The organism is Bacillus sp. LR--39, assembly GCF_053613335.1.
This window is the reverse complement of record NZ_JBSIOT010001436.1, coordinates 1-548: the sequence shown is the minus strand read 5'-3', so window position 1 is coordinate 548 and position 548 is coordinate 1. Positions and strand designations below refer to the sequence as shown.

Here is a 548-nt window from a genome sequence, read left to right as displayed (position 1 = left end):
AACCGCTGACAACAATCTTTTTCCAAAGGCTCCGGCTTTGGGCAACCCCAATGCTGCTGCAGCGAAAAAGCCGCCAATCAAGCCGCCGATATGTCCTGAATTATCAATATTCGAAACCGCAAAACCAAAGCCCAGATTGATGATAATAATGACAATAATATTGGTCCCTATGGTTCTTAAAAACATTTTTCGATTAGACAAAGCAACATACAGTAATGCGCCTAAGCATCCGAATATGGCTCCTGATGCGCCTGCCGAAGGATACGGGCTGAACACAAAACTCGCAATCGAACCCGTAATGCCAGCAGCCAGATAAATCAGCAAAAACCGGCCCGATCCATACATCCGCTCAACCGCTGTACCAACCGACCATAAAGCCAGCGTATTAAAAGCTAAATGCGCTATGCCGATGTGAAGCACGATCGGTGTCAGAAGCCGCCACCATTCTCCTTGTGCAATCAGGCTGTTTTCCTTTGCTCCAAAAGCGACCAGCGTCTCCGTATTAGTGCTGCATCCGTTTATTTCGAGCAAGAAAAACATCAGGATCT

Annotated in this window: 1 pseudogene; it reads right to left on the bottom strand. The window is 46.9% G+C overall.

Annotated elements, in window-relative coordinates:
* Nucleotides 1–548 (bottom strand): annotated as a pseudogene (gene yqgP, locus ACWHAR_RS30985) (rhomboid protease YqgP); the annotation flags it as partial.